At 61.6% G+C, this 6,281-nt stretch carries 10 protein-coding genes; 7 read left to right on the top strand and 3 right to left on the bottom strand.

All coding sequences use genetic code 11. From position 1 onward, the window contains the following. Positions 1 to 284: 284 nt before the first annotated feature. The gene (locus tag EOC93_RS32140; protein ID WP_127206619.1) at positions 285 to 827 is read right to left on the bottom strand and encodes an outer membrane protein assembly factor BamE; all 543 of its coding nucleotides are present in this window, start codon (positions 825 to 827) and stop codon (positions 285 to 287) included. Positions 828 to 941: 114 nt separating this feature from the next. On the opposite strand from EOC93_RS32140, the gene EOC93_RS32145 reads away from it, so the two are divergent. The 5 genes from EOC93_RS32145 to EOC93_RS32165 all read left to right on the top strand — a co-directional run bounded on the left by EOC93_RS32145 (position 942) and on the right by EOC93_RS32165 (position 4,651). Then, positions 942 to 1,484 (top strand): ubiquinol-cytochrome C chaperone family protein, encoded by a 543-nt coding sequence (locus tag EOC93_RS32145; protein ID WP_095485779.1) that lies wholly within the window; start codon positions 942 to 944, stop codon positions 1,482 to 1,484. Between the two features lie 7 nt (positions 1,485 to 1,491). Continuing rightward, positions 1,492 to 2,040, top strand: a complete 549-nt coding sequence (locus EOC93_RS32150) for a DUF177 domain-containing protein (RefSeq protein ID WP_127206620.1) — start codon at positions 1,492 to 1,494, stop codon at positions 2,038 to 2,040. Between the two features lie 130 nt (positions 2,041 to 2,170). Continuing rightward, positions 2,171 to 3,241 carry a phosphate acyltransferase PlsX gene (gene plsX, locus EOC93_RS32155; RefSeq protein WP_095485781.1) on the top strand — a complete coding sequence of 357 codons (1,071 nt, stop codon included), beginning with the start codon at positions 2,171 to 2,173 and terminating at the stop codon, positions 3,239 to 3,241. A 9-nt stretch (positions 3,242 to 3,250) separates the two neighbouring features. Beyond that, the gene (locus EOC93_RS32160; RefSeq protein ID WP_127206621.1) at positions 3,251 to 4,222 is read left to right on the top strand and encodes a beta-ketoacyl-ACP synthase III; all 972 of its coding nucleotides are present in this window, start codon (positions 3,251 to 3,253) and stop codon (positions 4,220 to 4,222) included. Between the two features lie 105 nt (positions 4,223 to 4,327). Next, on the top strand, positions 4,328 to 4,651 hold the full coding sequence (locus tag EOC93_RS32165) for an integration host factor subunit alpha (protein ID WP_095485783.1): 324 nt from the start codon (positions 4,328 to 4,330) through the stop codon (positions 4,649 to 4,651). Here the strand turns inward: EOC93_RS32165 and EOC93_RS32170 are convergent. Beyond that, the gene (locus tag EOC93_RS32170; RefSeq protein ID WP_127206622.1) at positions 4,621 to 4,848 is read right to left on the bottom strand and encodes a hypothetical protein; all 228 of its coding nucleotides are present in this window, start codon (positions 4,846 to 4,848) and stop codon (positions 4,621 to 4,623) included. The genes EOC93_RS32165 and EOC93_RS32170 overlap by 31 nt on opposite strands. Between EOC93_RS32170 and EOC93_RS32175 the strand changes: the two genes are divergently transcribed. Next, positions 4,847 to 5,389, top strand: coding sequence for a MerR family transcriptional regulator (locus EOC93_RS32175; protein WP_095485784.1), 543 nt, complete (start codon positions 4,847 to 4,849; stop codon positions 5,387 to 5,389). The genes EOC93_RS32170 and EOC93_RS32175 overlap by 2 nt on opposite strands. A gap of 76 nt (positions 5,390 to 5,465) precedes the next feature. Beyond that, the gene (locus tag EOC93_RS32180; RefSeq protein ID WP_126106891.1) at positions 5,466 to 5,804 is read left to right on the top strand and encodes a hypothetical protein; all 339 of its coding nucleotides are present in this window, start codon (positions 5,466 to 5,468) and stop codon (positions 5,802 to 5,804) included. Positions 5,805 to 5,859: 55 nt separating this feature from the next. Here the strand turns inward: EOC93_RS32180 and EOC93_RS32185 are convergent, their stop codons facing one another. Continuing rightward, positions 5,860 to 6,135, bottom strand: coding sequence for a hypothetical protein (locus tag EOC93_RS32185; protein ID WP_095485786.1), 276 nt, complete (start codon positions 6,133 to 6,135; stop codon positions 5,860 to 5,862). Between the last annotated feature and the right edge of the window lie 146 nt (positions 6,136 to 6,281).

Below are 6,281 nucleotides of genomic sequence, written 5' to 3' on the forward strand. Positions count from 1 at the left end.
GAGCAATTCCAGGAAAAGTGTGAAGCGGTTTTCCGTCCGGAATTGCGCAAAAACAAAGAGATAGAGCGGTTCGGCGTTTCCGTGAAACGATGAACCGCTCTAGCCCCAGGGCCGAAATCCAGACCGATCCCGCGGGTTTTTCATTTTTGAATGTTTCGCGTGGCCTGCGACAATGGCTGCTGCCTCAAAACGAAAACCCGCAGGATCGCTCCCGCGGGTTTTCTGTCGCCTGAGATGTTGCTGCTTCCAAGGAAGCAAAAGAGAGGAAGAAAGGCCGAAAGGAATCAGCCGCCGGGCATGCCGCCGCTACCGCCGGGTAGGCCGGGCGCCAGCTTGCTGGCGCCGTTGATGATCTGGCTGAGGAAGTTCTGATCCTTGCCGCCGGTCGGCGTGGTCCGCGAGATGAAGTCGAACACCTTGCCGTCCTTCAAGCCGTAATTGGCGATCTGGGTAACGCGCCCGTCCTCGCCGAAATAGACGGCCAGCACCTTCTGGTCGACCAGCCTCGGCTTGTCGAAGGCGACGTAACGCTTGCGCGTCTGTGAGATGTAGTAGAAGGCCTCGTTGTCGAAAGTCGCCTTCGTCGATGGCGTGCCGAGCGCCAGAAGCACCTGTTCGCGGCTTGAGCCGACCGGCACCAGGTCGATCGCCTGCTGGTCGATGACGTAGCCCTGCGTCAGCGTCTCGCTCGGATTGAGATCACCGATCATCTTCGACGAGTTGCAGGCGGAAAGCGCCGAAGCGACCACCAGCAGCGAGATCGCGCCGGCGGACCTTGACAAAGCGGGCCTGGGCAGAAAAGTCGACTTGATTTTCAGCGCGCGCAACTACAACTCCATTAGCTGGCCGCAACTTGCGCTGGGCCGCAAAACCGGTAAACCAGCTTGCTCGCCGATGCAACAAGGCCAATTCAACAAACGGTCCCCGGGAGACCACCCTCAATGTTCCAGCGCCTTTTTGGTCGCGAACGTCACGCCAACCGCGCTATCACCGAGGCGCTTTACGCACAAATCGTGGCAGCGGCGCGGCAAACCGTGTTTTATTCCGACTGGAATGTACCGGACACGCCGCTTGGCCGCTTCGAGATGCTGTCGCTGCACATGTTCCTGTTTCAGCACCGGCTGCGCGGCGAGGGCGGCGTTGCCGGGGAGGTCGCGCAGGTGCTGATCGACGAGTTCTTCATGGATGTCGAGCATTCGCTGCGGGAACTGGGCGTCGGCGACGTCGGTGTGCCGAAGCGCATGAAGAAACTGGCGAAGATGTTCTACGGCCGCACCGCCGCTTATGACGATGCGCTGGAGCGAAATGACCACGACGCACTTTCTATTGCCCTTGCCCGCAATGTCAGGCCCGATGCCGGCGCCTGGCCGCAAGCAACGGATCTGGCCGGCTACGTCGCCGATGTCTCCAGGCGACTCGCGGAACAGCCGACCGAATCGATTGTTTCCGGCACGGTGGCATTCCCCGTCCCCAAGACTATCTAAGGAAAAGATGAAACACGCCGATTCCCAGAGCCCTGTGTCCTTCCTGGCCAATGTCGCCCGGCTGCCGCAAAAGGGGCTGCCGGTGGTGATCGAGGCCGACGCCGCGCAACGCGCCGCGCTGGCGGGCGAGCACGAGCTGCTCTCGGTCGAGAACTACCGCGCCGAACTCCTAGTGACGCCATGGAAGCGCAACGGCGTCAAGGTTAGCGGCCGCGTCGAGGCCGACATCACCCAGGCCTGCATCGTCACCCTCGACCCGGTCACGGCGCATATCGACGAGGCGGTCGACGGGTTGTTCCTGCCGGAGCAGTCCAAGCTCGGGCGGCAGGGTTTCGAGGGCGGCGGCGAGATACTGCTCGATGCCGAAGGGCCGGACAGCCCGGAGACGTTTTCCGGCAATACGATTGATGTCGGAGCGCTCGCCGAGCAGTTCTTTGGACTGGCGATCGATCCCTATCCGCGCAAGCAAGGCGTTTCGATGGAGGCTGCCGGCGATGCCGGGACTGAGGAAAGCGAATTCCAGCAAAAGCTGCGTTCCCTGCTGGGAAAATCCTGAAAAGCCGACCCAATCGGAGAAAGCCGGTTGTGCGGCAGCCCAAAAACGCTATTTTCGCCGAACCTTCGCGAGCCCCAAACCGTTGCCAGCGCCAGGCGCTCGCTCAAGCAAACTGTGAGATGAATACCGCGTGATCAGGATTTCCATCGATGCCATGGGCGGCGATCACGGACCAAGCGTGGTCATCCCGGCGCTCATGACGGTCGCGACCCGGCGTCCCGACATCCGTTTCGTCATCTATGGTCGCGAGGAGGCGGTGCGCCCCGAGCTCGCAAAATTCCCCAAGCTGGCGGAAGTGAGCGAGTTCATCCATTGCGAGATAGCAGTCAGGATGGACGACAAGCCGAGCCAGGCGCTGCGCCATGGTCGCTGGAAGTCGTCGATGTGGAAAGCCGTCGAGGCAGTCAAGGCAGGCACCGCCGACGCCTGCATCTCGGCCGGCAACACCGGCGCGCTGATGGCGATGTCGAGGTTCTGCCTTCGCACCATGGCGACCATCGACCGCCCGGCGATCGCGGCGCTCTGGCCGACATTGCGCGGCGAAAGCGTGGTGCTGGACGTCGGCGCCACCATCGGCGCGGATGCGCATCAACTGGTTGATTTTGCCATTCTGGGCACCGGCATGGCTCGCTCGGTTTTCGGCATCGAACGGCCGAGCGTCGGCCTGCTCAATGTCGGCGTCGAGGAGATCAAGGGCCAGGAAGAGGTCAAGGAGGCGGGCCGCATGTTGCGCGAAGCCAACATGGCCTCGATGAACTACCATGGCTTCGTCGAGGGCGACGACATCGGCAAGGGCACGGTCGACGTGGTCGTCACCGAAGGATTTGCCGGCAATATCGCGCTGAAGACGGCGGAAGGAACGGTACGACAGATCGCCGGTTACCTGCGCGCCGCGATGAACCGGACGCTGATGGCTAGGATCGGCTATATGTTCGCCAAGGGCGCCTTCGATCGCCTGCGCGAGAAGATGGATGTCGGCCGCTCCAATGGCGGTGTTTTCCTGGGGCTGAACGGCATCGTGGTGAAAAGCCATGGCGGGGCCGATTCGGACGGCTTCGCGGCGGCGATCGAGCTTGGCTACGACATGGTGCGCAACAATCTGCTCGATCGCATCGAAGCCGACCTTGACCTGTTCCATGCGCGCAATCCGCATGCCCAGACATCTAGGAAATCCGACGTCGTTGCCGACGCAGAGGAATAGGAAAGAGCCTTGATCAGATCAGTCGTGCGCGGCACAGGCGCCGCGCTGCCCCGCCGCATTATGAAGAATGCCGATTTCGAAGGCATGGTTGAGACGTCAGACGAATGGATCGCTCAGCGCACCGGCATCCGCCAGCGCCATATCGCGGCCGACGACGAGACGACGGCTTCACTGGGCGAGGCGGCGGCACGCGCGGCGCTGGCCAATGCCGGCCTGACGCCAGCCGATATCGACCTCATCGTGCTGGCAACTTCGACGCCCAACAACACCTTTCCGGCGACCGCTGTCGAGATCCAGAACCGGCTCGGCATGCATCACGGCTTCGCCTTCGACATGCAGGCGGTATGCTCGGGCTTCGTCTACGCGGTGACGACCGCCGACCTCTATATCCGAGGCGGCCTGGCAAAACGCGTGCTGGTGATCGGCTCGGAAACCTTCTCGCGCATCCTCGACTGGAGCGACCGCTCGACCTGCGTCCTGTTCGGCGACGGCGCCGGCGCGATGGTGCTGGAAGCAGGAGAGGGGGCGGGCAGCATTGCCGACCACGGCGTTCTGGCGGCCAGCCTGCGCTCCGACGGGGCCCACAAGGACAAACTGTTCGTCGACGGTGGACCGTCGACCACCGGAACGGTGGGCCATCTCAGGATGGAGGGCCGCGAGGTGTTCAAGCACGCGGTCGGCATGATCACCGACGTCATCGAGGCGACGTTCGCACAGGCCGGCATCACCGCTGAAGATCTCGACTGGTTCGTGCCGCATCAGGCCAATAAACGAATTATCGACGCTTCCGCCAAAAAGCTCGGGATAGCAGAGAAAAAGGTGGTGGTTACGGTCGATCTGCACGGCAACACCTCGGCTGCTTCCGTGCCGCTGGCTCTGTCGGTGGCCGTCGCCGACGGCCGCATCAAGAAGGGTGACCTGGTGCTAATCGAGGCGATGGGCGGGGGCTTCACCTGGGGCGCGGTTTTGGTTCGCTGGTAAGTTTGCCGAACTGACAGGTTCGGTCCTTGACCTTGCCGGATCAATTACTTAGGCTCTATCTTTGCTTGTATCGATTTATATTTTTGAGCTGATGGGACGGTTCGCATGGGGGGAAAGACACTTACGCGCGCCGATCTTGCTGAAGCCGTTTATCGCAAGGTCGGCTTGTCGCGTACTGAATCGGCCGAACTCGTCGAAGCGGTTCTGGATGAGATTTGCGAAGCGATCGTTCGCGGCGAGACGGTGAAATTGTCGTCGTTCGCGACGTTCCATGTCCGCTCCAAGAACGAGCGCATCGGGCGCAATCCCAAAACCGGCGAGGAAGTGCCAATCCTGCCGCGCCGCGTGATGACCTTCAAATCATCGAATGTGCTGAAGAACCGCATCCTGCGCGCCCATCAGAACAGCAAGGCCAAGGGCAGCAAATAGCGCCTGCGCTTCAAAGCTCGGTTGAAAACGATCGCCCCCTTTGACGCCGGGCTTGAATATTGTTTCATAAACCGCTGAAATAAGGCCCGATTCGGCAGAACAAGCCGGATCGGAATGGTTCTTTGTTGAGCATGATCTTGCCCGAAAACCGATTCCCACCTTTCGGGATCATGCTCCAGCGTGAGGATTTCGCCCATGGACAAGAGCCCCGATGCTTTCCGCACCATCAGTGAGGTCGCAGAAGATCTCGACCTGCCGCAGCATGTGCTGCGTTTCTGGGAAACGCGTTTCAACCAGATCAAGCCGATGAAACGCGGCGGCGGCCGCCGCTACTACCGGCCGCAGGATGTCGAACTGATCAAGGGCATCCGCCATATGCTCTACGACCAGGGCTATACGATCAAGGGCGTGCAGAAGCTGCTGCGCGAGAACGGCAACCACTTCCTGGTCGCCATCGGCAATGGCGACATGGCGGCCGTCGAGGCGATCTCGCAACGCCGGCAGGCCGATGCGGTGCCGCTGACGCCGGCGGCCCAGCCGCGCGGCGCCGATGATGAGATGCTGGTCGGCGAGCCCAAGGTGAAACCCAGCCGGCGCTTTTTCGGCCTGGGCAAAACCGACGACGAAGGTCCGGTGCAGCCGGGCACGTCGAAACTCTCGCGCGACAATCGCGCTTTGCTGCAGGAAGCACTGTTCGACCTTCTGGAGTGCAAGCGCCTGCTCGATCAGGTGCGCTAAGAGCGGATCGATCGCCGGCAGAACCGGAACTGCTTCCGGAATCATGCGTTCCTCCCGGAAAGGAAGGAAGCATATCATGGTATCATTTTCGACCCTCTCCGACATCGACCTTGAAAAGCAGGTCGCGGCCCTCTCCAGGGAACTGGCGGCGCTGAGGAAAGCCGTGTCCAGGCGGGGCAGCGCCTACTACGAGGACGGGCGTGACACAGCGTCGGACTATTATTCGGATCTTGCCGAGCGCTTCAGCGAGGCGCTGCCTGCGATCAGGAGGCAAAGCAGGGTGATAGAAAAGTCAGCCCGCGAGCACCCGGCGACAGCGGCCGCTGTCGGGCTGGTTGTGGTCGGCCTCGTCGCCAGCCTGCTCCTCAGCCGACAGCAGAAAACGTCGCGAGCGACGTCGAGATCGGCACGTTGAGGCAAAAGAAAGTGGCGGCCATCCCGTAGACAGCCGCCACTTTCGTCGAGGTGGATCAGCGCGCGAGCTTGAGCCTGTTGTTCGGGCTGACCTGGGCGGTCTGGCTGCATTTGCCGTAGACAGTGCCGTTGGAATCGGTGGCATCCGTGTATGTGCCCTTGCAGTCGAGCTGCAGCACCAGGCAATGACCCGCGCCCTTACAAACCGCGCCGCCGCCGCTCGGATGCGTGCCGTCGGCGAAGGCCGAGCTCGGAACGGAAATCGAGCTGAAGGCCGAGACGACGATGGCAGCGGCGAGCGATAGGCGCTTGAAGTTCGAGATATTGGTCATTTGAGCATTTCCTTCTCTTGGATCGAGGATCGCCGTCCTGGCGTCCTTCCGGTTGGGGAGCGCCTTTCTTGGCGTCCATACCGTCTTGGTGCGGCTCGGAGAGGAAAGGTTCACGCGTCGGTTCAAAAAAATGGCAGGTGCTGACG

Source organism: Mesorhizobium sp. M6A.T.Ce.TU.002.03.1.1, assembly GCF_003997275.1.
Classification (GTDB): Bacteria; Pseudomonadota; Alphaproteobacteria; order Rhizobiales; family Rhizobiaceae; genus Mesorhizobium; species Mesorhizobium mediterraneum.

What these genes read in the sequence shown, in the direction of transcription:
- EOC93_RS32145 (WP_095485779.1), top strand. Translation starts at nt 942, where the DNA reads ATGTTCCAGCGCCTTTTTGGTCGCGAACGTCACGCCAACCGCGCTATC.
- EOC93_RS32150 (WP_127206620.1), top strand. Translation starts at nt 1,492, where the DNA reads ATGAAACACGCCGATTCCCAGAGCCCTGTGTCCTTCCTGGCCAATGTC.
- EOC93_RS32175 (WP_095485784.1), top strand. Translation starts at nt 4,847, where the DNA reads ATGGACAAGAGCCCCGATGCTTTCCGCACCATCAGTGAGGTCGCAGAA.
- EOC93_RS32165 (WP_095485783.1), top strand. Translation starts at nt 4,328, where the DNA reads ATGGGGGGAAAGACACTTACGCGCGCCGATCTTGCTGAAGCCGTTTAT.
- EOC93_RS32185 (WP_095485786.1), bottom strand. Translation starts at nt 6,135, where the DNA reads ATGACCAATATCTCGAACTTCAAGCGCCTATCGCTCGCCGCTGCCATC.
- EOC93_RS32180 (WP_126106891.1), top strand. Translation starts at nt 5,466, where the DNA reads ATGGTATCATTTTCGACCCTCTCCGACATCGACCTTGAAAAGCAGGTC.
- EOC93_RS32170 (WP_127206622.1), bottom strand. Translation starts at nt 4,848, where the DNA reads ATGGGCGAAATCCTCACGCTGGAGCATGATCCCGAAAGGTGGGAATCG.